We start from the raw sequence: 24432 nt of genomic DNA, 5'->3' as shown, positions 1-24432 counted from the left end.
TAATCCACACAGGATACTGTTATGGAAACAATGCAAGGCGGTAGAGAAAATGCCATCTATCGAAAAGGGAATTTGATATCTCGTCCTGCCAGTTATTGGACGATGACTGTCCATCTGCTACTTACCTATCTTCATTCACGAGGCTTTACGGCATGCCCTAAAGCGGTTGGTATTGAAAAAGGAAAAGAGTGGGTTAGCTATGTCGAAGGAGAGACTGACAACTATCCATTGATTGGCAACATTGCTTCTGTTTCCGCGCTCCAATCTGCGGCAAAAATGTTACGCGATATGCACGATGCATCTGAGGGTTTCCTTAAGCAATATCAAAATGAAACGCTGCACTGGATGCTGCCACCACGAACACCACAAGAGGTGATTTGTCATGGTGATTTCATGCCATATAACGTGGCACTCCGTGGAGAGTTTGTCGTTGGTGTGTTTGATTTTGATACGGCGCATCCGGCGCCAAGAGTTTGGGACGTCGCTTTTTCGGTCTATGGTTGGGCACCATTTAAAACCGATGAGCACGATAAAATGGGCTGTTTGGAGCAACAAATTCAGCGCGCAAAACTTTTCTGTGACGCTTATGGCTGTTCGAGATTGGAACGGGAAGAGCTGGTGGAGGTGATGACACATCGACTCTCCGCGTTAGTTGATTATATGAGAGGGGTCGCAGCTCAAGGTGATGATAGGTTTCAAGCGAACCTAGAAGATTGCCATCATACCGCTTACCTCAACGATATCGAGTACCTAAGAAAACATAGACAAGTCATCACCCTAGGACTTTTAGGTTAGGGCTGGGTGATATCTTTAATGACATTGAATAACCACTGGTTTATCGGGGCTTGCTGTTGTGAGCGACGACAGCTCATCACGTAGCGAACATCAAGCTCTAACCCGCCAGGAAGCGCGATACTTCGGCAGCCCTTAGGCACATGTCCACTCATGGTTATACCAAAATGATCCGTTTGTAGGAGCACTTTTTGAATCATCGCAGGGTGTTCAATTTCTACCTTAGGTGTGGTTCTGAACCCCATATGGTTGAGCCTTTCCAACAACGGGTATCGGTAGTCGTTCCATCCCGGCGTTTTGAAAAGTAAAAAGGGGTAGTTTTCTAGCTCTTGGAAATGTTGAGCGGGATGCTCATCTCGAACAAAAAATACGGCTTTTCCTCGACCTAGTTCGTTTTGAATAATTGACTGCGGAAGATCCTCATCAAAATAATGAATCGCAATAGCGTTTTCACCCTCAGTTAATCGCTTTTTCGCGTCGCTACCCCAACGTAAACAAGAGAACTTTGCTTTTGGGGCGTGTTTTAGTAATTCTAAGTAAAACTTGTCACCAAAGTAATCCCAAAACAATGTGTTCGCATAAATAGTGATCGAGCCGTCAAAATGAGCGGGTGAAAAACTCTGTGGTTTGATGGAATCAATACTGGTGAGGATTTGTTCAAAATGTGGCATGTTCGCTTCGACAAAAGCGGTCGGTTCAAAGCCATTTTTAGTCTGAATGAACAAAGGATCATCGAGCTGCGCTTTCATTTTTGTCAGGTTTTTGCTGATTGATCCGGATGTCTTTCCGAGTGAATCTGCCACCAATCGGACGCTACGTAACTCATACATCCGTTTTAGTACCAATACGTTTTGAATGTCCAGATTAATGCTCATACATCGTCTCATTTGTCTTCTGCTGAGAAATCATATCTCTGGATTGCTGAACAAAAGACAACGTTCGGTCAATTTAAGCATGCTGTCGTATCTTATGGTTTATTGAAGGCGAAGGTGGACAGCAAATAGGCTTGGTCATATCAATTTAGTGGTTTGTATTTCCATTTGGTAAATGATGACTTTCCTCGTATGAACACGTTTCTGTTGTTACAGTTTTTTCATCGAAAGAAAGTAAGAACAAAAACAGAGGTGACGTATGAAAAAATTAATCGCACTTGGTTTGATGGTTTGCTCAACAAACATAGCATTAGCTGGCGATGGGTCATACACGGGCACGATTGATATGACGATGGCTACGAAAAATCAGGTCGACGTCGAGCGCGCAGATTCTCAACTGACGCTGAAAGGTCGAAATGAAACGGCCTATGGCGGGGTAATCATCCAAACGGATGCTGCTACACAAAAAATCGAACTTCGTGGTCGACGTGATTAATCGAACATGTTGTTGTTAAGAAAATGCCGCGAATATCGCGGCATTTTTTATATTTTGAGATAGGTAAATCATCAAACTCAGCTTTGAACTTCAACCCCAGCTTCGATCTCGACTGGTTGCGCTTGAGTATCGCTTTCTTTCGCCGCATCAAGCATCTTGCGAATAATGAGTGACGCTGCCATTGCGATAGCGACCATGACAACAGCAAGGACAGTTAGTAATTGGAAATAATCACCATATACGTTTTGTACAATGTCTTGTGTGATGGTCTGTCCTTTCTCTAACGCGATAGAGGTTGAGAATGCAGCACCAATAATACCGCTTAATGCGATTGCCACAGAAAATAGGCTCACAGAGAAGTTTTCGATGTACTTCGGCGCGACGGAAAGAATAAACGCTACGACCATCGAACCCACGATGACTTCTGCAATCGCCTGGAAGAAGTGAATAGCGAGAAAGATTTCTGGCATGATCACGACATCTTCACCCACGGTAGTCACGGCAAACGTCAAGATACCAAACGCTATCGCGGTCAGTACAAATGCCAAGGCGATTTTTGTCGCGGTAGAGAGGTAGATATCGCGCTTTTCCAGCAACCCAAAAAAGCCAGCTACGATAGGACCACCAACCATACACCAAAGCGGGTTCATTGCCATTGCTGCTTCTGGTTCGAGCGGAATAAAACCAAATAGAGAGCCTTTTAATGTGTTGATAGCAACCATGTTCATCGAGGTCATCATTTGTCCGTAGTAAACAAAGAAACAGGTTGTCAGCAAGGTCACAATTAAGATGGTCCCCATCTTCAAAGACTCAGCTTTGCTTGCTTTAAGCATCAGAGATATGAAGTATGCGATCGCCGCCCCTCCGATGGCGTATACGATATTTTGGCCAATATCCATGTTTGAAAACATGAAAAATACCAACGCGATCATTGCCAATGAAATCAATGCAAAAAGTACCCAGTTTTTTAAACTTACGGTTTTTTGATCAAGCTCAGAGGCTACGCCAACAAGATCTTTGCGGAATACCAATAGCATGATCAATGCCGCTGCTGCCATAACAGCAGAGATGGTAAAACCGCCATTAAAGCCGATCACAAGGACAATCATTGGGAACAAATATTGACCTAAAAAGGCGCCAACATTATTCACTGAATAATTGATTGGGTATCCTTTTTCAAAATCTTCTTGTGATTTGAACGTTCGTTTATAGAGGCTAGGGTAAGAGGGTGACATCAGGCCGCGGCCATAACTGGCGAGCGCAATACCACACATTGAAAGTGGAACGTTAGAAGCAGAAGCCCCCAACACGAGTAATACGTAACCGGATGCAAAAGCGAAATATGCGATAGAAAGTGAGCGATAAGCGCCTAAAAACTTATCTGCAATAAAGCCGCCCGCAATCGCGAAAAGTGGCCCGATCGCCGAAAAAGCACCAACGATCATCATCGTATCGGCTTCGTTGTAATTTAGATCCTCTAGAAAAAATCGAGTTAGACTTACTAATACACCGTAAAATGATAAGCCAAACATCATTTGGCAGAACATCATGGATTTATTGAGTTTATTCCACATAATTTTGTACTCACATTAGCGGAGAAAGGTAGGTATTGTTATTTCTATTAAATAGTAATGAAACGAAAGATTGAGTATTGAAATAATTGTCGCATAACGTGGAAATGCTGCACTATATTTTCTAATGCTTAGGTGGCTAAATGCTAATGTGTTGTTCTGGATCAATTTGAATGAAGCAGTGCTTAATTCTGTTTTTGTTTAATTTTGTTGTATTTGTTACTAATTGAGACCGAAGGGGGTTTATAGGATTACTGGTAAATAAAAAGAGGTCTTGCGAGAAAGGAAATTGCTGACGAAGTGCATCGCCAGCAATGATATAGCGGGCTTATTTGACTATTCGCATGGCGGTGCCATATGAATGACGGCCAAGCCACCTAAGGAAGTTTCACGGTATTTTTTGTTCATATCTTTACCAGTTTGATACATGGTTTCGATAACTTTATCTAATGAAATAAGGCATTTGCTCGTGCGCTTTAATGCCATACGTGAGGCATTAATGGCTTTCATTGCGCCCATGGCATTTCTTTCAATGCAAGGCACTTGAACCAAGCCGCCGATCGGGTCACAAGTCATTCCTAATGAATGCTCCATCGCAATTTCCGCAGCAATACAAATCTGCTCGTTACTGCCGCCTCTGAGCGCCGTTAAACCAGCGGCTGCCATGGATGAAGAAACCCCGACCTCTCCCTGACAACCCACTTCGGCGCCGGAAATTGACGCGTTAGTTTTATATAAGATGCCTATAGCGCCAGCGACTGCGAGAAAATCTTTCAGCTGTTTAATATCAAGCTCTTTGATGAAGCGATGGTAGTACATCAATACCGCCGGAATCACCCCAGCGGCGCCATTAGTTGGAGAAGTAACGACTTGTCCGCCAGCTGCATTTTCTTCGCTAACCGCAAAGGCAAAGAGGTTAATCCAATCCATGATCTCCATTGGATCATTCTCAACTGCAGCGTTGGCTTCGAGCTTCTTCAAAAGGTTTGGTGCACGACGAGTGACATTGAGACCACCTTCTAAAATCCCTTCCGTATCGAAACCACGTTGCATGCAGAGCGACATCACTTTCCAAATTTGTTCAGCTCTTTGGCTAATTTCTTCATCTGAGCGGAATGCCAGTTCGTTTTGTAGAATCATACCTCCCAAACTAAAACCGTTAGTCTCGGCTTTTTCCAGCATCTCATCCGCTGATGTGAAAGGAAATGGTACCGCGACTTCATCTTGTTGCGTGCCGTTTTCTAGTTCGTCAGCGGTGGCGATGAACCCACCTCCGATGGAATAATAAATTTCAAACGCCACTTGGTCTCCCGCAGCGTCTAGTGCGGTAATCGTCATTCCGTTTTCATGCAGGGGAAGGTTGTCACTATGAAAGACGATGTCATGGTCGTAGCTAAACTCAATCTGGTGCGTACCTGCGAGCAGCAGCGTGTTGTTGTCTATAGTATTTTGTAGCGCACTTTTAGCGCTACTCATTTTGATCGTATCGGGTTTATTTCCCATCAAACCAAGGACAGTGGCTCGGTCTGTGTGGTGCCCTCTACCAGTGAGCGATAATGAGCCATAAAGGTCCACTTGCACCCGATGCACTTTCGCCATAGAGTCGCTAACTAGTTGAGTGAAATGGAATCCGGCAAGCATAGGACCATTAGTGTGGGAGCTAGAAGGCCCGACACCAATCTTAAATATATCGAAAATCGACAGCATAATTGACTTCCTTTAGCAGTGAACCTTTATAAAGGTCTCTAGAACAGTGTTGTTAACTAGATGTTAAAGCCTGTAGGCCGGGAGTGAAAGAAGATTTTTGTAACACTGCCAACTAAGCGCGAGATTTTGAAATGAAGTTAGACAATGTGGTCATTGTTTTAGGTAAACGCCTCGTCAATAGCAGATTGACCGTTGAGGGGGTAACAAGAGTCGAAGCGTTATCTAATGTGATTGCGTCATTGCCGACAGAGCGAACGGCGATTATTTTTTGTGGTGGATTAACGCAAGGTCAACGCATTTCTGAAGCAGATGCAATGTACAGTTATTTTAAATCTCTAAATGCGGCCGCTGTGCATCCGTTCCCTGAACATCAAGTACTTTTAGAAAATCGATCTTTGAATACGTTTCAGAACATGCGTTACGCTTCTCGCATTTTGTGTGATAGTGGTTTGTTCCAGTTATGGTCAGCGCGCCCGGTTGAGGTCACCTTGTTGTCGAATGACTACCACCTTGAGCGAATCATAGAAATCCAAACCTTGATGGATGAGCAGGGATTATTACGAGTACTAAAATCTGAGTGCGCCTCCATGGGCGTTACTCTCAACTTACCCTTGGATATCAACAAACATATCAGCGTACCATACCCACATAAAGGGCCTGTGGCGGCGGCATTTTTATTACTGGATGAACTCACGACTTACCGAGTTTATTTAGAAGGGGTCAAGCAGGGAGCATTTTTACGAGACTTATCGGTTGTCCGAAAGAAGCCGCTTATGATCGCGAGACATGCCATTCAGCAATTGCTCGCTTTACCACTCGATAAAGATAGTTTGCAACAGATTGAAGATATGAAAAAAGCCATCGAAATGACGGCCTTGGATGAATCTGTAGGAGCTGCGGAACAAGCGTTAAGGATCGTTCATCCGATATTAACTGCATTGAACCGCCGCTTGGATCCTGAGTCTATTCATTAAGTTCGCGTTTTGTGCGGACTGCGCTCAATGCGATCAAACAGTAGCACAGGAGTTCCATGCCTTCTTCCGAAATATTTTTAACATCACGGATGTAGTTCTCGTCCATCACTTGTTGCCAAAAACTGCCCATGCCATACAAGCGAGAGAAGACCAACAATAGCATCACGGCACCAATTAACAGTTTCATGTGGGGCACCGTTAAGATAGTCGCCATTTCGTTCATGGTACCTTTACCACCTTGGTAAGCTTTGGCGCAAGCCAGTGCGGTTACAGCGAGCGCAGGGAAAACCCAAGAACCATGACGAATCATGTCTGTCCAATAGTCTGTTTCACGAATAATGAGCACCGCGAAAAAGCCGGCAATCAAAATGGCCGCATGCTTTAGCTGAGGCTGTTGTTTAGATAGGCTAAAAAATGACCATGATGCAATCGCGAGCATCACAAGCTGGAGTGTTTCTGTTATGGAAAGCTCACCAAGGCTTGAACCCAACACGACATAATCAAGGCGAAGACTGAGGTTAACGAGAATACTGATAGCGACAATCATCAATGCACTTAAACTCGATTTATAAATGATGCGCTTTGACTCTTCAGTAACAACGTTGCTTGGGGCTGACTCGGCTTCTTTTACTATTTGTGTTTTCATCTTGCTCACCTGTTCCAGAAAATGTGGAAGAAATGTGAATTAGTGTGATCTGTGTTTGGGATTTTATTGTCCAAGTGGAAAGTTATGTCAGAGAAATGTCAAGAATAGAACACCGTTCGATATAGTATCGATGTGCGGTAAAGTCAGAGGTATGTAAAAATGAAGTGAGAAAGTTTTGATAAATCAAATATAAAAGGAGCCTAAAGGCTCCTAAGTGATAGAGGGAATCTGACGTGTCGACAAAAAAATTTAGTAGTCGCCACTCTCACTTTCTTTATGATTGTCGCGATAGTATTCCCATTGCTCGACACGGTTATCGTCAGACAGCACGCAGTAGGTCACACGTTCGCCATTTTCCGAAACGGTATCCAACTCACCACCTTGCTGGACACAGTAAACGGCTGCAGGATTTGCGACGGAGGTATACTCAGTCGAGCGAGTGGCACCTTCGTAAGTTGAACAACCAGCCAGTACCAACGTTGCAGCCATAGCCATCATTAAATTTGTCTTTTTCATTCTTTATCTCCGCATGGGGTGGGCGAGTATTGTATTGATTATACGCAACTTTCAGAGATTATTGTCTTATCGATGTTAAAAGTAAGAGGGACGTATAAGAATTTAGATATTCTCATCTTTTACTGGTTATCACGTCACACTTCTATTTGTTGCGGATTGTTACGAAGGTTAGAACCGTTGCGTTCAAACCAATGTCTTGAACGCATTTGGACCGACAACGATGATTTAAAGCGTGAAGTTCGGTAATATGCGCGCAAAACATGACAGTGGTATTTTCGATGAGACACTTAAAATCGACCGTTCATCCGGACATTGAGCACTTGGACGACAAAATTATTTTCCAGCGCAATGCGGCACGCGCCATCGTACTAGATGGTGAAGATGTGTTGTTGCTCTATACAGAGCGTTACCATGACTACACTTTGCCAGGTGGTGGTATTGATGATGGTGAAGATGTGATTGCTGGACTAGTTCGTGAACTAGAAGAAGAAACCGGCGCGCAGAATATCCATGGTATTAAGCCTTTCGGAATCTTTGAGGAGTTTCGTCCTTGGTACAAAGACGACGCTGACGTAATGCACATGGTGTCGTATTGCTATACATGTAAAATTGATCGTGAGCTAGGCGAAACGGCTTATGAAGACTATGAAGTTAAAAATGGAATGCGTCCGGTATGGATGAACATTCACGAAGCGATAGCGCACAATGAAAAGACCATGGCAGAAAGCCCGAAAAAAGGCATGAGCATCGAGCGCGAAACGTTTTTGCTTCAGTTGATTTCTAAAGAATTACTATAAATAACTTAGCTTGCCTCATAGTGACTTACCCACTCATTGTTCTGTTGATAGGTCAGCTTTTAAATCGATAAAAAAAGTCCGGACTCCCCCCCGGAACCCGGACTTACTCCAGACGCGCAAGCGAAGCGTCATCTTGATATTTTAAATTTGTTTCGAACTATGAAAACAATAGCTGTTTTACATTTAGTGTGTAAATAATTATTAGGTCCAACCATTGGTTTTCATGTTTTTTGCAAACGCAATGTGACGCATATCTACCCAATTGGCAAGCGCAATTTGGGTACCTTTTAATAAACCACTACTCTTTCTTATCTTTGAGATACCTTACCTCAACTTTTTTGCACACGTTTGCATAGAGATCACGAGTTTTCAAATTGGCCGAACACGATCTTGTAATTTTACGTTTTTCTGACATTGGATTTTGTCGTGATTTTTATCACAAATTGACCAACGGAGGTAGTGGACTAAAGTCGATCAGCGGTTGCGAAACCATCGGAGCATCTGAAGCAAATAAGAGTAAAGGTTGAAATGATGAGGATTGTAACTGACCGATATCTATCAACTTTTCCAGCGCGAAGAATCGACTAACGTATTGGCGAGTCTCTTTAGGTAGTGTGAGCTTCTGGAAGTCGTTACTGCCTGCTCGTTGAATAGCGCGTGCGACACGCCCTTCACCTGCATTGTAGGCCGCTAATGTCAGCGCCATGTTTTGATCGAATTTGTTGTATAAAAACGTCAGATACTTGAGTGCTGCAGCTGTGCTTGCTTCTGTATCAAAGCGATCGTCTTGTTTTGTATCTACAGTCAACCCGAATCGTTGAGCTGTTGCTGGTATCAGTTGCCAAAGTCCGGCGGCGTTGGCATGAGAAACGGCTTTGGGGTTGTAAGAGGATTCCAACATTGGCACTAAGGCTAGACTCTTTGGTAAAGAGTGGCTTTGCAGTTGTTTGAAAATATGATGAATCACCAGGCTGGATGAATCGAGACGCTTGGCAATTTGTGGTTTGTATGGGGCTAAAACTTGATATTGCGTTTGAATATCAGCTGGGCTTGGTTTCGCCTGGCAGGTGATTGAAAGGCAGGATAGTAAGGCGATAAAAATAAAAAGGCCTACAGTACTCAGCCGAGATGGCGACTGAATCTGTAGGCAAGACGAACATCGTTTAGAACGATTTATCTTCATAAGTGTGTTGCACAGGTTGTTTGAGTTGACTGACCAACTCATGGAACGCCGCAGAGCTGTGGCCATTGCTCTGATTGTATTGTTGGCACTGACTTACCAATGTTTCCAATAGCGCCCATTGTTTTCTAGCTTGCATACCTATTTGGGCAGGCAAAGCATTGAAAATTCGTTTTACGCTGGCGTCATTACACGCTAACCCCAGCTCTCGCATACACTGGCTTCTATCACTGGCTGAGCGGCTAAGTTTATTGAGTATTGGCATTTGTTTCTGAACATTATTGCTCAGTGCCTCACCATCAAACTTTAAGTACAACGTTTTTTGCTGTTGAAGCAAAGGGATAAGTTGTTGATAGAGCTTGATATCCTCAGGTATTGAGCGAATAAATTGTTGAATTCGCTGCGATACTGCGCTTGCCATGATCTCTTCCTAGTGTGTTATTACTCGTGACCTGTATGGAATTGCATGATCGCCTTTGATAGTGCTTTTGTATCTAGGCTAAGTTCGCCACGCGCTAATGCGTTACGTACTTGTTCTACTTTTTCCATATCAACATCAGGTAGTGATGCCATTTCAGCTTGAGCGCGATCTATCGCTACGGTATTCGCTTGAAATGCAGGCTCGTGTACTTTGCTCTGTTCGACGATGTCGACAGGCTGTTTGCTTGCTTGCTGTAATTTTGTTTGTGGGACATGACCGCCCGCGACTTTGTCGATTTTCATGCTGTGGTCCTCATCATCATGTTCTAAATTAAGTAGGCGGTTAGGATGTGATAAACATTAAATATTTTTTTTGTACTCGAAATTCAGCGTTACTGACGAGAGCCAAAATTAAAAAATGTTACTCTGAGTCCAAAATCAAAATTGAGTATGAACCTGGTTTAACCCGGTTACGACAGCTCTAATGACCTTGCCAGAACTTAGGTTTTCTACTTCAATTTGTTGCCCTTTCGCACCATCTTCTAAGGCGACTCCTTTCGTGCTGGCGCTAAATCCATTTTTGCTCGCAATCACTATGACTTCATTGCCTTTTTCGATTAAAGGTGGAGCCGATAAGTTGGATGGGTTGACCACTTGCCCTGCACGTAAACGGCGAGAGGTTTCTAAGCCTATTGCTTGTCCTGGGCGAGTATAAAAATCGTCTTGTCGCGAGATGGTGCGCGTTTCCAGTTTAACGTGCTTGGCAGTCACAACTTCATTTCGACCGACCGTGGTTGTGGCAACCAAGACAGGCAGTGTCAGAGAAGATTTTATCGTGACGTTAATTCGCCAGGGTGAAGCGATGTCATCGCAACTTACTGAGCGCTTAAGGTTTCCAACTGGCAACGCTTGATTGTCGCGACCAGTGATGACCAGAGGCGACTCACACTCAGGTAGGTGATTCGCCGAGCCTGGTACCCACATGTCGAAATCCAGTTGGTATTCTCCCCACTGATTAGAGTGAGCATTTTGGGCCACTTCTTGTTTGAAATGCTCTGCTACAACAGATTTTATCTCCTCAACGCTTAGGGTTCTGCCAGAGGTGTTGGCGAAAGTTTGTCCTGGTATTAGAGCAAGCAGAGTTAGCATTAATGTTGAGGAAGTAAGCACTTTCCCCTTGCTTTTAATGCTTTCCGTGAGCCGGAAGTTTGACTTCCATCCTTGTTTGTAAATCATTGATACATATAACTATTTTTTATGGCACGCATCTTGTTTGTATGTTGGCGTATTCGAGCCAACTGTAAGGAAGATGCATGGCGATCACATTTGAAAATGCTTTAGGTGTACATCCAGAGGCACTTAATTTTCGCGTTCAGCGTACCAAAGTCCTTGCCAGTAACCTAGCAAATGTTGACACCCCTGGGTATTTGGCGAAAGACCTAAGTTTCACCACCGTAATGAACCAGGTGACTGCAGGCGGTGTGAACAAACCAGTGCCTAAGTTTCAGGTTCAGGCCCAATACTCGGTGCCTTACCAGAACAGCAAAGATGGCAACACTGTAGAACTGGGTGTTGAACAAGCGAAATTCACGCAAAACAACATGGACTTTCAAACTAGCCTGACCTTTCTCAACATGAAATTTAATGGCTTAACGAAAGCGATTGAGGGACGTTAATTATGTCATTCACTGATATTTACTCGATCACTGGATCCGCGATGACGGCACAAACTGTGCGTCTTAACACGGTCGCCAGTAACTTAGCTAACGCGGACGCGGTGTCTGCAAATCCAGATGACGCTTATAAAGCGCTGAAGCCCGTATTCGCGACTGTGTACCAAAAAGCGCAGCTGACAACGGAAAACGGGGTTTATCCCAATGCTGAAGTTCGCATTGTTGACGTTGTGAAAAATGCGGGAGAAGCCGAGAAACGCTTTGAGCCAAACAACCCGTTGGCCAATGGTGAAGGTTATGTGTATTACCCAGATATCGATGTCGTGGCTGAAATGGCAGACATGATGTCAGCGACACGTAGCTTCGAAACCAATGTTGAAGTGTTATCGAATGTGAAAAGTATGCAGCAAGGTCTGCTTAGATTAGGGCAGGGCAGTTAATGAGTCTCGCACAATATACACCTTTATCGTCTGATGCTCCTGTGAGCACTAAAGCAAAAGAGAACAATGGCATTGCACCAAATCCTAAAGATATGAACAGTGCTTCTTCATTAGAGAACGAATTCATTTCTTTGATGGTGGCGCAGATCCAAAACCAAGATCCACTTAACCCACTTGATGGCACGGAATACGTTGGTCAGTTGGCTCAATTCTCTCAAGTTCAAAGTACCGAGAATATGTCCAAGACAATGCAACAGAGCATGATTCTCCTCGACAACATGCAAGTGCTATCGACAGCGGGGCTCGTCGGACAAACTGTTTACGTCAACTCCAAAGAATTTGAGCTTGGTGAAGGCGTACAGAACGGAAAAATCGAACTCGCTCATAGCTCAAACCAAGTGACGTTAGTTGTGAAAGATGAGTTTGGTCAATCTACTAAAGTGCCATTAGGTGCTCACGGCAAAGGTGACGTCGACTTTTCAATTAATCCTGAAGAACTTGGTCTTAAACCAGGCAAATACTCAGTGGCAGTAGAAGTGCAAGAAGGGCAAGCAAGTCCAAATGTGCTCATGGCTGGCACTGTTGAGCAAGTGCGTATTCCAAATACTGGCGGCGCAGCATTAGTCAATGTCCATGGCGTTGGCAACGTTCCTTTCTATCAAATCACTCAGTTTGGTGCTTAACCAAATAGGGAAATCAGAGGTCTTTTTATGAGTTTTAACATCGCACTAAGTGGTCTGGACGCGACCAACACAGAGCTAAACACAATCAGTCACAACATTGCCAACGCATCAACGTATGGTTTTAAAGGTGGCCGCACAGAATTCTCCGCAGTATACAACGGCATGCAACCTGGTGGTGTAGAAGTCGCGTCAATTTCACAGAACTTCGACAAAGACGGCAGTATCTCAGGAACTGGCCGTGCGATGGACTTGGCGATCAACGGTGGTGGCTTCTTTGTCACTAAAGACAACATGGGTCAAACGCTATACACGCGTTCAGGTGTATTCGCGACAGATAAAGATAACTTTGTTACAGCTAACAGTGGCGCAAAACTGCAAGGTTACAGTGTGGATAGCAACAACAACCTGATGACAGGCTCTGTGGGCAATATCCAAGTATCTACGTCATCACTGAATGCAAAAGCGACAGACGGTCTTGATTTTGTTGCAAACTTTGATGCAAGTGCGTCTGCCATTGATAAAACGGTAACGCCGTTTAATCCGGACGATCCAAACTCATTCAATTCGTCTTACACCACAAAAGTCTATGACTCGCTGGGTAACTCGCACACGGTAACTCAGTACTTCACTAAGACCGCTTCTAACTCTTGGGAAGTGAATGTTCAAGTGGATGGTGGTGCAACACCAGTGACAACGGTGCCAGTAACGTTTGACAAAGACGGTTCGCTTTCTTCACCGACGGCTCCGTTTAATGTTTCATTCCCTGCGGCAGGCGCAAACGCGATGAGTGTCGACATTAACTTGAAGGGCAGCACGCAGTTCGGTGCGAAATTCGGCGTAAGTACTAACAGCCCGAACGGCTATACATCCGGTGAGCTTGCAGGTGTACGCGTTGAAGGTAATGGCATGGTTTACGCGACCTACACTAACGGCCAATCACAGCTGCAAGGTCAAGTTGTACTTGCAGACTTCGCCAACACACAAGGTTTAGCAAAAGTGAGTGGTACGGCATGGACTCAAAGCTTCAGCTCTGGTGCGCCAATCACGGGTGTCCCTGGTTCAGGTACGTTGGGTGATTTAACTCCAGGTGCGCTAGAAGGTTCTAACGTTGACCTAACCAGTGAGCTTGTGGCGCTTATGACCGCACAGCGTAACTACCAAGCAAACGCGAAAACCATCTCTACCAGCGACAAGCTAACTCAAGCTTTGTTTAACGCGGTGTAATGGGAGTTTTGCATGGATAGCTTGTTATTTACTGCAACGTCAGGTGCGAGTCGAGTTCTTAAGGCTCAGCACGTGCGTTCAAACAACTTATCAAACGCTGATACTGCTGGCTTTCGAGCGGATATGGAGCGCGTACGCAGTGTAGAAATGCAAGGCCCAGGTTTTGATGGTCGCACTATGGTTGTGACCAACTCTGCCTCAACGCGTTTTGATTCTGGCGACATTATGAAAACGGGACGCCCGTTGGATGTCGCCATCATGGGTGAGGGTTATCTTGCTGTTGAAACCCCTGCGGGTAACGAAGCGTACACGCGAGCGGGCAATATCCAAGTCGACACTTTTGGTGCCATGACCATCAACGGTTTTCCTGTTCTTGGTGAAAATGGGCCTTTGGTTGTGCCTGATTATCAAAAGATTGAAATCAGCGAGCGTGGTCAAGTATCCGTGATTCCGCCAGGTGGTGGCGCAGAAATCGTCGCGGGAACGTTGAAGTTGGTTAAACCAGAAATGAACCAACTTCAAAAAGAGAGTGACAGCCTACTGCACAGTGTAGATGGCGTGCCATTCGCTGCCGATGAAACCGTGCAACTTTCTCCTGAGCACATTGAGGGCAGTAACGTATCTGCCATTGATGAGTTGATTAGCGTGATGTCGTTAACGCGTAACTTCGAGATGCAAGTTCGCATGATGAAAACGGCCGAGACGTTGGCACAAGCTGGTAATAAATTAATGGCGGCGAGATAAGTCTCGCCCCGCAAGGAGTAATAAAAAATGCATTCAGCATTATGGGTAAGTAAAACAGGCATGGCAGCGCAGGATACGAAGATGACTGCCATTTCTAACAACCTAGCGAACGTAAATACAGTTGGCTTTAAGCGTGACCGAGTTGTATTCGAAGACCTTTTCTACAGCATTCAGCGTCAACCTGGTGCTCAAGTAGACCAAGTTAACGAGTTGCCAAGTGGTATTCAGCTAGGTAGCGGTGTTCGCGTAGTTGGCACGCAAAAAGTGTTTACGCAAGGTAACACTCAAAATACAACACAAGAGTTGGACCTTGCCGTTATGGGACAGGGTTTCTTTCAAATCGAAAACTCGGATGGACAGATCATGTACACACGTAATGGTCAGTTCCATGTCAACTCTGAAGGCTTGATGGTTAACAGTCAAGGCTTGCCGTTAGAGCCACAAATTCAGATCCCAGATAATGCCTCTTCATTCTCTGTTGGTGTTGATGGCACGGTAACAACGACGACGGCGGACGATCCAACGCCACAGCAGCTTGGTCAAATCACACTCGCAAAATTCATTAACCCAGCAGGCTTAGAGGCCGTGGGTGGTAACTTGTTCCGTGAAACGGAAGCCAGCGGCCCGGCAGATGAACTGATTGCTGGTGAAGATGGCGCAGGCCTCATCAAGCAAGGTGCATTGGAAGGTTCAAACGTACAAGTCGTGGAAGAGATGGTCGACATGATCACGACTCAACGTGCGTATGAGATGAATGCGAAAGTGGTCTCTGCTGCAGATGACATGCTGAAGTTTGTTTCGCAATCAATGTAAGTATGAAATTGGTGATGATGAAGGAAAAAGCAATGAAATGGCTTTCTAAGAGTTGGGCAGTAGCCGCCGTGTTGCTGGTGGGATGTGCCGGCCGTCAGGAATTTATTCCGCCTGAGCCAAATGCCGAGGAATACGCACCACCAACGCTCGATTACACGTTGCCGGAAACTCAGTCTGGTAGCCTTTATCGTCACCAATACACGATGACCCTGTTTCAGGATCGTCGTGCTTACCGAGTTGGCGATGTGTTAACGGTTCAACTATCAGAAGAAACCTCATCGAGCAAAAAAGCGGGTACGAAGTTTGGCAAAAGCTCAGCGGTTAACTTCGCGGCGCCGACCATAGGAACGAAAACGTTCGATGAGTTAGGGGTTAGTGTCGATGGCAGCCGCAACTTTGATGGCAGCGCTTCAAGCTCACAGGGTAACAAGCTGCAAGGTGCTATCACCGTAACGGTACACGAGGTGTTACCTAATGGTGTATTGCGTATCAGTGGCGAAAAATGGCTGCGCCTTAACCAGGGAGATGAGTTTATTCGTCTCACTGGCATTGTTCGTGTGGATGATATTAATCGCAGCAACCAAGTTTCTTCTCAACGAATTGCTGATGCACGAATTACCTACGCGGGTCGCGGAGCTTTGGCTGACAGCAACGCAGCCGGATGGCTAACTCAATTCTTCAACAGCCCATGGGTACCTTTCTAATGAAGACAATGCAATCTTTCTTTACGTCTTTCCTATTGGTGTTGACCTTGGGATTACCAACCACTTCACATGCTGAAGTGGAAATTCCGATCATGGACTTGGTCGATGTACGCGGCATTCGAGAAAACCAATTGGTTGGTTATGGTTTGGTGGTTGGCTTAGCTGGCCAGGGTGACCGAAACCAAGTGAAATTTACTTCTCAATCTATTACCAACATGCTTCGTCAGTTTGGGGTTCAAATTGATGACAGTATGAACCCTAAGCTACGAAATGTGGCTTCTGTGAGCGTGACAGCAACCGTTGATCCAATGGCGGGCCCCGGACAAACTTTGGACGTGGTCGTGTCTTCAATTGGTGACGCGAAAAGCCTCCGTGGCGGTACGCTATTGTTGACGCCTTTACGCGGTATTGATGGTGAAGTGTATGCCATTGCACAAGGAAACGTCGTGGTGGGCGGTTTATCAGCAGAAGGGCGAAGTGGCTCCAAAGTCGAAGTTAATACACCAACGGCAGGTCGCGTCCCGAATGGTGCGACGTTAGAGAGAGAAATCAAAACTGATTTCAACCAGCGTGATGAAGTCACCTTAAACCTGCGTAAACCAAGTTTCACAACGGCAAAAAATATCGCGCGTGAAATCAACAACACTTTTGGGCCTAACGTTGCTGTTGCGATCAATAAAGCGCGCATTGATATGCGTGCACCAAAAGATACCCAACAGCGCGTAGTGATGATGTCGATGCTTGAAGAAATGAGCGTCGTGGAAGGCCGCAAGCCGGCTCGAATTGTCTTTAACTCTCGTACGGGAACGGTCGTGATCGGTAAGAGTGTCAAAGTGAGTGAGGCAGCAGTGAGCCATGGCAACTTAACCGTGCGAATTTCTGAATCACAACAAGTCAGTCAGCCAAATGCGTTTGCAAATGGCGATACGAAAGTCGTTAACCAAACGGATCTTGATGTGAACGAAGATTTAGCTCAAATGGTGATTTGGCCTCCAGGCACGGAGCTCAACACTATTGTGACTGCGGTAAACAGCTTAGGTGCCACACCTACTGACTTAATGTCTATCCTGCAAGCACTGAGCGAAGCGGGTGCATTGAACGCTGAATTGGTCGTGATTTAAGGAGTTAAGGATGAAACTAGACAGTACCAATGAACAAACTCAACTGAATTCGATGCTGTATCACGACAACAGCGCACTTGCCAACATCAAGCAGAGTCGAGATCAGGAAGGCGCGCTTGAAGTAGTGGCGGGTCAATTTGAGGCGATGTTTTTACAAATGGTGCTGCGTCAAATGCGCAGCAGCAGCGATGTTCTAGCGGATAAAGACAGCCCGTTTGCAAGCCAGCAGCAAGGTGTTTTCCGCGATATGTACGATGGGCAACTGGCAATGGAACTGGCAAAAAAGCAGAGCTCTGGCATTGCCAATATGCTCATCCAGCAACTTAGCCCCTCTATGCGCGAAGTCGCCTTTGATGCTGCGCGTAACATCTCATCTGCAAACGATGGTAAAGGTGCGAATTCTGAATCTATCTCACAGCTTGATGCTAACGAGATTGAGGGGAACTCGAGCTTATTTAATACCGCCTCTCAAGCCGTCGCCTCTGTAAAACAGGTGCTCGGTGAGGCCGGTATGACTACCGCGTTTTCTCAGCCGTTGATCAGGAAAATGGAGCTGTAAATGAACCTAGTTAATATTGCCCTTTCAGGTTTAGGCGCGAACCGCGTGGCCTTAGACGTAACGGCACAAAACGTGGCGAACGTGAATACTGTGGGCTACAGTCGTCAACAAGCGTTGATGGCATCAGTCGATGACGGAAAAGCCAACCGCTTAAGCCCTGGTTTAGGGGTAGAGGTCACCAGCATTCGCCGCGTTACAGACCAATTTCTGATTAAGCAAACGTGGTCAACTAACAGTATGGCGGCGTACGCTTCTGGTTACACCAGCAACATGAGCCAATTGGAAAATACGCTAGGGGCCGATGGCTTCAGTATTTCTGCTGGTTTGGACTCTCTAAACGCTGCGCTTAACGATGCTACGGTTAAGCCTGAGTCGATCCCTTACCGTCAACAAATCATCAACGAATCTGAAGCGTTGGCGCGCCGCTTTAATACGCTTACTGAGTCTTTGCACAACCAACATAAAGATATGAGCGACCAGCGTAATGCGGCACTCAACCACGCGAATAGCCTCATGGAAAACATCGCGAAGGTAAACAAGCAGCTGGTTGAAATGCAAGGAACAGGTGGCAACCCATCGCAACTTATGGATGAACGAGATAAATTGATCGGCGAGTTATCTCAAACCATCGAAATCAGAACAACAGAACAGCCTGACGGCAGTGTTCAGGTAACGTTGACCTCTGGTCAGCCACTTGTGATGGGCACGGACCATGGCAAACTCGCAGCCGTTCCAGACCCTAGTGACCCTTACGTAGCAGACTTACACGTAACATTCTCAAGCCAAAGTTTTGCGATTGGTGACTCTCTTGGTGGCAAATTAGGTGCGATTAACGATTATCAAACCGATGTATTAAAACCAAACCAATTGGCTTTGAATGACATGGCGAAAGCGTTAGCGGATGAATACAACGCTGTGCTCGCTACTGGACAAGATTTAAATGGTAACCCAGGTAAACCATTGTTCAGTTACGACCCTGCCAACCCAGCGGCAAGTTTGGATATCACTGAGTTAACTCCAGGTGAGCTTGCGTTTTCAAGTGATGGTACGCCAGGTAATGCGGACGTGTTGCAGTCGTTGATTAATTTAAGCAACAAACCTGTTTCTGTGACTGGCTATGGCTCTGTGAGTTTGAATGACGCATTCAGTTCTATGGTGGGTCAAACCGCGATTAAAGCACGCCAAGCAGACGCCGATTACCAAGCTAAGTTAGCCATGAACAAGCAAGCACATGCGGCTCGTGACAATGTGAGTGCCGTTAACAGTGATGAAGAAGCGGCTAACTTAATGACGTTTGCTAATGCACACAATGCCAACATGAAAGTGATCAGCACAGCGAATCAGCTGTTCGATTCTGTATTGCAGTTATTCTAAAGGAAACCCAGATGCGAATCAGTGACAATCAATTTAGCCAAATGATGCTGCAAAGCCTGCAAGGTAACAATGCAGGTCTGGGGCACGTGCTACAACAAATGACGACAGGTGAGCGTCTAACTAAGTTATCTGACGATCCAATGGCATCGATTAAGCTGCTTAATTTGGATCGTGAAAACAGTGCCATCGCCCAATATCAAAACAATATCGCAAACGTCAAAACCACGCTTTCGAGTCAAGAAACACATTTAGACTCAGTGAAAGAGAGCCTAATGAGCATGCGTGATATTGCATTATGGGGCGCGAATGGCTCACTGACTGATCAAGACCGTACCGGTATGATCACGGAGCTAAAGAGCTATCGTGATTCAATTGAGTCGTCTTTCAATGCTCAGGATGAAGAAGGACATTACCTATTTTCAGGCACCAAAACTGACACCCCTGCTATAAACAGTGCAAGCGGTAGTTATGTCATCGAGGGCAACAGCGATAAACGTGTCGTGACGATTGCGAAAGGCGTAACGATGGATTCCAACATGACGGCAAAGGACATTTTGGACCTTGGTGGCGGCAAAAACGTACTGGATCAAATTAATAATCTAATTACAGAATTTGAGAACCCGAGTCCGAATTTCCAAGCTGAAGTGGACGCAAGCCTGAGTGCCATTGATGATACGTTGGCAAGCGTACTTGGCACGATGACGGAGATTGGTGGCCGACACAATAACCTAGATTTGGTTGGCGGTGCCCATGGTGAGAATAAACTGTTCGTCGATAAAGTATCAGGTGACCTCTCAGCTCTGGATTACGGTGAAGCATCGGTACGCTTGAGCAATTACATGGCGGCTTTGCAAGCAACGCAAGCGAGCTATGTAAAGATCAATGATCTATCGTTGTTTGACCGTCTATAAGGTTAGGAAGTTCTTTTATGGTAATGAGTACAGTAGAGGTTAGACCCCATAGCATACGCTTGGGTGGGCAAGAACAAGCCTCTATCATGCCGACCCGTTCTGCAGACTCAAGTACTGCAATTAAACCGCGCCCGGCGCAAGTTCAGGCTGACACTGCGTCAGCCTACTCTGTCTCTGGGATTCAACTGACCCAGGGTCAGCAGCAAGCGACGGCAGTGCAGATCGCATCGAAATCGTTGCAGGTGATTGGCAAAGAGCTGACTCAAATTAAACGTGGTTTGACGCAAGCGGTGAATCAAGGCGTGCAAAATGTACCTGGCTTGCAGGATACATTGGTTCGTTCTAAAGCCACCATTCAGAACGTTGTGGAGCATGCTCGTTTCGACGGCCAGAAAGTGCTCAACAACGAACTGCATTTAAAGCTAGATAAAGCAGACATTCGTCGCTTTTCTATTCCTGGCTTGAACGTGCATCGCTTAAGTGACAAGGCTGAGCAAATTCGTTTGGATTTCCCTCAGGGTCAAGCGGTAATGATTCAGTTCGATGGACAAGCCGATGGTGCTCGAACTGTCAAAATGCTTGACCGAAGCTTGATTGCTTTAGGGATGCGTGCCTCATTAGCTGACGATGGCAGCATTTTATTTGAAGCCAGAGACAACGCTTATCAGCAAATGCAGCAGAAAGTGATGGTCACGGGCGAAGGGCACCGTTTTCCTGCGGGCCAGCCGAACGTTCTAAATCTAAAGTCAGAGCCAGATGGTATTGCAGAACTTGGGTTTGATTTGGCGTCACGCGATGGTATGAAACAGACGATTGCCAAAGTGAACCAGCACCTAAGACAAGTGCAAACGAGCTTGCAGGAAGCGAAAGCATTTCATGGAGAGTTGAATACTCAAATGCGCTCAATTCAAAATAAAACCGCGCAGCTTTCTGTGGATGATGTGAATGCAAAACTGGATGGTTTTGTGCAGAAGTCTGGTGAGTTTACCTCGACTTTTCAAGCGTTGAATGCACAAGCAAACGTGCGTCGTCATACGGTTGTTGCGTTGCTAAAATAACGAACACTCCAATGATTCCCGGCTTTGCATCGCTATCGCCCCCCAATAACGAGAACGGTGCATTGTCGGGAATCTCTCTTTAATTCGTTTATGGTTCGAGTGCTTTTGCCACCGAGCGATTCAATTTCTGGAATAACCACCCAAGCGCGATTAAAGATGCTCCTAAACCTAAGAAGCTGATTGCTCTCCAGAACCCATCCAGAGAACTAACATCCCATAAGAATACTTTGAGTGCGACAAAAGCTAAAACCACTAGACCCACGCGCTGCATCATCAACCCTCTGTGTGTCACACCGCGCCAAGTAAGCAATCCACCCACGAGCAAACCTGCTACTGAATAACTGAACAGTTCTGCCATGCTGGTCGGTTGGTACAACATCATGGATGTGGTTTGCCAGAATTGACGGATAGACATACCTAACCAAATAGCAGCAAGTGCAAAGCCTAGGCTAGCAACCGCAAATCGATGAACCTGTAACGTATTCCAGCCTCTAAATGTTGCGATAAGTAGGATACAAGCTGGCAGCAACCAGCCGACGCTTAGCATATTAATAACGGGAAGAGCTTGGGCTGAGACGTTGTCAGTCACCAATGGCGACTCTGCCGTATTAAGCAAAATTATCAGCAATGCGAAGGCACACCAAAGCAGGTAGCTGTAGGCTTCATAGATGCGGCTTAAGCGTTGTGCAAATTGGCTACGGTAGCTGTACACCAAACCCATAACCAACGCTTGGTTAGCAAAAACGATGGCGCTTGTGAAATCAAGGTGTCCCAAATAGCCGTACTGCCCAGTTAACCAGTAGTTGGTTTGGGTGAATAGCGCCATTAAGAATACATGCAAAAATGCGCCTTCAAACCAGTTGGTCAGTTCGAGGTCCACTTGCTTTAGCGTGGCTCGAGCATAGAGCAGGATGATGAGAGACGGTAGGTAACTCACAATAACCCAAGCCCAATGTCCTGCTTCTACGGGTTGCCATTCAGGGATGAAGGGTAAAAGTGTGAGGCGGATGACCAGTATCCCCATCGCCACTTTAATCGCCCAACTTGCGGGGCGAAATAACCCTGATTGCGTCTGTAGCGCCATTACCGCAACTTGTATCGAGATTGCTGTCGTCAACCAGGTATCGCTTAACCAAACAAAGGCGACGCCTACGATTAAAGCGTGCATGACGGCAGAACATTCCAATGCTAGCGAATGTAAGCGCTGACCAAGTACAACGTAATAAACGGTCACCAATGCGCAGAATGCAGTCCAGTGCCACAGGTAGCCTTGCATAAATTCGTCGACATAAAACAGCGTAATCAAACTCATTGCAGGAGCCAGTACTAACAGAAGTACGCCGCTAAGTTGCGATCGGTCACTGAGTGACTGGCAATAAGTTCGACAGCAGATCAGTGCAATACTGGTGGCCAATGCGAGTAAGATACTGGCACCATGTTCTGGCATATACAAAGCGTCAAACGCGACAGTGAGGACAACAAGTGCGGTCGCAGAGACCAATATGGAAGGCAAAAATACGCGCAATGACCAACCTGTGCGAACCGCTGGGAGCCATACTGTCGCAACGAGCAGCGCATAACAGTACACCATTTGTAGTGTGTCCAATTCTGGCATTCTAGTGACAGCCGAAAAGGTCAATAACGCAATCGCGAGAGAGGTAGCGGTCGGCGGATTTGTCCACTTATTCTGGCAGTGATGATAACGAGGATTGAGTGTCCAACCCAGTCTTGGAACGGCGAAAATAAGATAAAGCGTAATTGAGAGATAAATAGCCAGCCAAGAAAAAAGTGTCTCAAGCGGCATGCTTTCAATGAGCAACAGCATCCAAACAACATGTGGAAGCGCGATGCTTGGAGAAATCCATGCACTATGCACTTTTTGCATTAGCAATGTTGCCGCGACCGAGATCGCGCTGATATACCCAGCTAATAAGAAGTAATTAGGCTCGCTTCCACCAATCCATAACGGTGCGGTGTATCCACCAATCAGACCAAGCACTGCCATCAACGGCCCTTGCTGTAAAGATAGAGCCAAGCTACAAAATGCGGCAGCGGCTAAGATGATAAGCGAGACACTAGGTGTCAGCATTTGATAAACAACAAACGCAAAGACAACCGTGCAGTAAATGCCAGTTAGCCCGGTTCCGGTAACGGCGGCAGGCACATAAGTAAAGCCTTGGGCTCGTGTTGCTCGTTGAGGATTTTGTTGTTCTTTGCGGTGGAACCATTCGCCAACAAGCACCATAAGTAACGAGAGTACAAACGCAAAGGACACACGCATAAGTGGCGAAAACTCAATGTGACTACCAATAACCTGTACGAGATACCCCCCACCAATTAGCATTGCCAGCGCGCCCACCCAAACCAACCAGTTTTCTTGAATGTTGCTAAACAGACTCTGCACTCTACTTGGCAATATAGACTCTTGTTCTTGACTAAAAACGTCCAGTTGAACTTCGCTTGTCTGGTATTGAGCTTGATGTGTTGTGTTTGGATAAGATGCTCGGTCGGTAATCGGGTCATGCTCTTTAGAGGATGAGGAGTTTGCCTCTTTTGTTACCTCTTCAACACTGTATTGTTGGCGCGTTGGTTGGTTCGAGTCCTTATTTAGACTGACTCGCAGTGATGTTACCTCTTCACGAAGTTTGGTTAGCTCTTTTTCTAAAAGTGCTGCTCGGTTGGCGGCTTTCACTCCGATGAGGATGGCGAGCAATGCCATGAACAGTGCTAGTATTACGTACAATCCATTTCTCCTTGCGTACGTCGCGTGACACACGATTCTTAACTTTGAGCACGTACGCTAAAGCTTAGTCCAAGCGCTTTGCCTTAGCTTCATATAGTGCTAGGTTCCGCGCTTTCTTTAAGAATCATTCTACATAATGAAACTCAATGCGTAATGATGAATTCGACAAAGCGACATACTTGTGTGTCACTTTAAGACCTGATGAACAGAAATGAGTCGTTAAGTCATTGGGGTTCAACTATATTCATAATTCTGATGCGATACCCAAGTGACCTCAAAAATGTGTATTTCAGAGGCATGCTGTCGAAGAGTCGAAGGTAAGCCGTTTAGTCTGCATGCCAAGTCATGCTTATTGAACCGCACGCCGAGGTTATTTGGGTATAGCGCATTCACGCGAAAAAAGACAAAACAGGT

General features: G+C 45.8%; 26 protein-coding genes. 16 read left to right on the top strand and 10 right to left on the bottom strand.

From position 1 onward, the window contains the following. The first annotated feature begins 21 nt into the window (after positions 1 to 21). Positions 22 to 795 carry a phosphotransferase enzyme family protein gene (locus ACZ5ZC_RS02305; protein WP_048624708.1) on the top strand — a complete coding sequence of 258 codons (774 nt, stop codon included), beginning with the start codon at positions 22 to 24 and terminating at the stop codon, positions 793 to 795. Here ACZ5ZC_RS02305 and ACZ5ZC_RS02300 read toward each other — a convergent pair. After that, complete coding sequence (locus tag ACZ5ZC_RS02300; RefSeq protein WP_047008005.1) at positions 792 to 1667, bottom strand: LysR family transcriptional regulator; 876 nt, start codon at positions 1665 to 1667, stop codon at positions 792 to 794. The two genes, ACZ5ZC_RS02305 and ACZ5ZC_RS02300, sit on opposite strands and share 4 nt — an antisense overlap. 256 nt (positions 1668 to 1923) lie before the next feature. Between ACZ5ZC_RS02300 and ACZ5ZC_RS02295 the strand changes: the two genes are divergently transcribed. Then, entirely contained in the window at positions 1924 to 2160 is a 237-nt protein-coding gene (locus tag ACZ5ZC_RS02295) for a VPA0252 family protein (protein WP_005395322.1), read from the top strand. A 77-nt stretch (positions 2161 to 2237) separates the two neighbouring features. On the opposite strand, the gene ACZ5ZC_RS02290 is transcribed toward ACZ5ZC_RS02295, so the two are convergent. Beyond that, on the bottom strand, positions 2238 to 3734 hold the full coding sequence (locus ACZ5ZC_RS02290; protein ID WP_258646927.1) for a peptide MFS transporter: 1497 nt from the start codon (positions 3732 to 3734) through the stop codon (positions 2238 to 2240). A 333-nt stretch (positions 3735 to 4067) separates the two neighbouring features. Continuing rightward, complete coding sequence (locus ACZ5ZC_RS02285) at positions 4068 to 5438, bottom strand: L-serine ammonia-lyase (protein WP_005395319.1); 1371 nt, start codon at positions 5436 to 5438, stop codon at positions 4068 to 4070. A 131-nt stretch (positions 5439 to 5569) separates the two neighbouring features. Here ACZ5ZC_RS02285 and ACZ5ZC_RS02280 point away from each other — a divergent pair, with 131 nt between their 5' ends. Next, positions 5570 to 6412 carry a YdcF family protein gene (locus ACZ5ZC_RS02280; RefSeq protein WP_237309362.1) on the top strand — a complete coding sequence of 281 codons (843 nt, stop codon included), beginning with the start codon at positions 5570 to 5572 and terminating at the stop codon, positions 6410 to 6412. On the opposite strand, the gene ACZ5ZC_RS02275 is transcribed toward ACZ5ZC_RS02280, so the two are convergent. After that, positions 6402 to 7058: a hypothetical protein gene (locus ACZ5ZC_RS02275; protein ID WP_048624711.1), complete on the bottom strand. Its 657-nt coding sequence runs from the start codon at positions 7056 to 7058 to the stop codon at positions 6402 to 6404. The two genes, ACZ5ZC_RS02280 and ACZ5ZC_RS02275, sit on opposite strands and share 11 nt — an antisense overlap. Positions 7059 to 7307: 249 nt before the next feature. Further along, positions 7308 to 7574 (bottom strand): putative hemolysin, encoded by a 267-nt coding sequence (locus ACZ5ZC_RS02270; RefSeq protein ID WP_005395313.1) that lies wholly within the window; start codon positions 7572 to 7574, stop codon positions 7308 to 7310. Positions 7575 to 7852: 278 nt separating this feature from the next. Here ACZ5ZC_RS02270 and ACZ5ZC_RS02265 point away from each other — a divergent pair, with 278 nt between their 5' ends. Further along, positions 7853 to 8371, top strand: coding sequence for an NUDIX hydrolase (locus ACZ5ZC_RS02265; protein ID WP_005395311.1), 519 nt, complete (start codon positions 7853 to 7855; stop codon positions 8369 to 8371). A 436-nt stretch (positions 8372 to 8807) separates the two neighbouring features. Here ACZ5ZC_RS02265 and ACZ5ZC_RS02260 read toward each other — a convergent pair whose 3' ends face one another. From ACZ5ZC_RS02260 to flgA, 4 genes are all read right to left on the bottom strand, one after another. Continuing rightward, positions 8808 to 9554 carry a lytic transglycosylase domain-containing protein gene (locus ACZ5ZC_RS02260; protein WP_152813449.1) on the bottom strand — a complete coding sequence of 249 codons (747 nt, stop codon included), beginning with the start codon at positions 9552 to 9554 and terminating at the stop codon, positions 8808 to 8810. Then, positions 9535 to 9972 (bottom strand): flagellar export chaperone FlgN, encoded by a 438-nt coding sequence (gene flgN, locus ACZ5ZC_RS02255; protein WP_006741304.1) that lies wholly within the window; start codon positions 9970 to 9972, stop codon positions 9535 to 9537. Before flgN ends, ACZ5ZC_RS02260 begins: the two co-directional genes overlap by 20 nt. 20 nt (positions 9973 to 9992) lie before the next feature. Then, on the bottom strand, positions 9993 to 10274 hold the full coding sequence (flgM, locus tag ACZ5ZC_RS02250; protein WP_005395308.1) for a flagellar biosynthesis anti-sigma factor FlgM: 282 nt from the start codon (positions 10272 to 10274) through the stop codon (positions 9993 to 9995). Positions 10275 to 10409: 135 nt separating this feature from the next. After that, entirely contained in the window at positions 10410 to 11207 is a 798-nt protein-coding gene (gene flgA / locus ACZ5ZC_RS02245; protein WP_237309364.1) for a flagellar basal body P-ring formation chaperone FlgA, read from the bottom strand. A gap of 77 nt (positions 11208 to 11284) precedes the next feature. Between flgA and flgB the strand changes: the two genes are divergently transcribed. The 12 genes from flgB to ACZ5ZC_RS02185 are packed head-to-tail and all read left to right on the top strand — an operon-like array spanning position 11285 to position 21275. Then, positions 11285 to 11647, top strand: coding sequence for a flagellar basal body rod protein FlgB (gene flgB, locus ACZ5ZC_RS02240; protein ID WP_054866923.1), 363 nt, complete (start codon positions 11285 to 11287; stop codon positions 11645 to 11647). Between the two features lie 2 nt (positions 11648 to 11649). Beyond that, positions 11650 to 12084, top strand: coding sequence for a flagellar basal body rod protein FlgC (flgC, locus tag ACZ5ZC_RS02235; RefSeq protein ID WP_005395305.1), 435 nt, complete (start codon positions 11650 to 11652; stop codon positions 12082 to 12084). Further along, a complete protein-coding gene (flgD, locus tag ACZ5ZC_RS02230; protein ID WP_005395303.1) occupies positions 12084 to 12767 on the top strand; it encodes a flagellar hook assembly protein FlgD in 684 nt (227 codons plus the stop codon). The genes flgC and flgD overlap by 1 nt, the downstream gene beginning before the upstream one ends. A 27-nt stretch (positions 12768 to 12794) precedes the next feature. Beyond that, a complete protein-coding gene (gene flgE, locus ACZ5ZC_RS02225) occupies positions 12795 to 13991 on the top strand; it encodes a flagellar hook protein FlgE (RefSeq protein WP_005395301.1) in 1197 nt (398 codons plus the stop codon). Positions 13992 to 14003: 12 nt separating this feature from the next. Continuing rightward, positions 14004 to 14735, top strand: a complete 732-nt coding sequence (gene flgF / locus ACZ5ZC_RS02220) for a flagellar basal-body rod protein FlgF (RefSeq protein ID WP_006741308.1) — start codon at positions 14004 to 14006, stop codon at positions 14733 to 14735. 27 nt (positions 14736 to 14762) lie between these two features. Continuing rightward, complete coding sequence (gene flgG, locus ACZ5ZC_RS02215; protein WP_005395297.1) at positions 14763 to 15548, top strand: flagellar basal-body rod protein FlgG; 786 nt, start codon at positions 14763 to 14765, stop codon at positions 15546 to 15548. Between the two features lie 32 nt (positions 15549 to 15580). Next, entirely contained in the window at positions 15581 to 16252 is a 672-nt protein-coding gene (flgH, locus tag ACZ5ZC_RS02210) for a flagellar basal body L-ring protein FlgH (protein ID WP_005395295.1), read from the top strand. Further along, complete coding sequence (locus ACZ5ZC_RS02205) at positions 16252 to 17373, top strand: flagellar basal body P-ring protein FlgI (RefSeq protein WP_031780462.1); 1122 nt, start codon at positions 16252 to 16254, stop codon at positions 17371 to 17373. The genes flgH and ACZ5ZC_RS02205 overlap by 1 nt, the downstream gene beginning before the upstream one ends. Positions 17374 to 17383: 10 nt before the next feature. Beyond that, positions 17384 to 17932 carry a rod-binding protein gene (locus tag ACZ5ZC_RS02200; RefSeq protein ID WP_005395292.1) on the top strand — a complete coding sequence of 183 codons (549 nt, stop codon included), beginning with the start codon at positions 17384 to 17386 and terminating at the stop codon, positions 17930 to 17932. Continuing rightward, entirely contained in the window at positions 17933 to 19306 is a 1374-nt protein-coding gene (gene flgK, locus ACZ5ZC_RS02195; RefSeq protein ID WP_005395291.1) for a flagellar hook-associated protein FlgK, read from the top strand. Positions 19307 to 19317: 11 nt separating this feature from the next. Continuing rightward, on the top strand, positions 19318 to 20217 hold the full coding sequence (flgL, locus tag ACZ5ZC_RS02190; RefSeq protein ID WP_005395290.1) for a flagellar hook-associated protein FlgL: 900 nt from the start codon (positions 19318 to 19320) through the stop codon (positions 20215 to 20217). A 17-nt stretch (positions 20218 to 20234) separates the two neighbouring features. Then, entirely contained in the window at positions 20235 to 21275 is a 1041-nt protein-coding gene (locus ACZ5ZC_RS02185; protein ID WP_012842382.1) for a hypothetical protein, read from the top strand. Between the two features lie 88 nt (positions 21276 to 21363). Here the strand turns inward: ACZ5ZC_RS02185 and ACZ5ZC_RS02180 are convergent, their stop codons facing one another. Beyond that, complete coding sequence (locus ACZ5ZC_RS02180) at positions 21364 to 23994, bottom strand: DUF2339 domain-containing protein (RefSeq protein ID WP_464931808.1); 2631 nt, start codon at positions 23992 to 23994, stop codon at positions 21364 to 21366. Positions 23995 to 24432 lie beyond the last annotated feature (438 nt).

It is taken from the genome of Vibrio sp. JCM 18905 (genome assembly GCF_055393305.1).
The sequence above is the reverse complement of the archived record's forward strand: the minus strand, read 5'-3'. Positions and strand labels throughout refer to the sequence as shown.